The sequence below is a fragment of the Citrobacter sp. VF227 genome (genome assembly GCF_052950715.1).
Genome location: NZ_JBRFVF010000513.1, coordinates 1 through 448 on the forward strand (window position 1 = coordinate 1; position 448 = coordinate 448).

1 protein-coding gene is annotated in these 448 nt (G+C 54.9%); it reads left to right on the forward strand.

Annotation, left to right across the window (positions count from 1 at the left end; translation table 11 throughout):
* Positions 1 to 410, forward strand: a 410-nt coding sequence (locus ACU8YC_RS27605; RefSeq protein ID WP_446896341.1) for a YggT family protein, incomplete at its 5' end; no start/stop codon positions are given.
* Positions 411 to 448: the final 38 nt, after the last annotated feature.

Sequence of the window (448 nt, forward strand, 5' to 3'; positions counted from 1 at the left end):
GTATTATTCCGCCGATGGGGCCAATTGACAGCGCATCAGCATTGGTTGCACTCGTTCTCAGCTTTATCAAAGCCATCGTGCTGTTTAAGGTGGTCACGTTCCAACCGATCATCTGGATCGCCGCCGTACTGCTTGTCCTGAAGACCATTGGGCTGCTGATTTTCTGGGTGCTGCTGGTGATGGCGATTATGAGCTGGGTCAGCCAGGGCCGCAGCCCGGTGGAGTACGTGCTGCTTCAACTGGCGGATCCACTGTTGCGTCCTATTCGTCGTATCCTTCCTGGTATGGGCGGGATCGATTTCTCTCCGATGATCCTGGTTCTGCTGCTCTATGTCATCAACATGGGGATCTCGGAAGTATTACACGCGACAGGCAACATACTGCTGCCGGGGCTGTGGATGGCGCTATGAGTGCCGTAACACCCTGCGATGACGGTCTGGTTTTACGG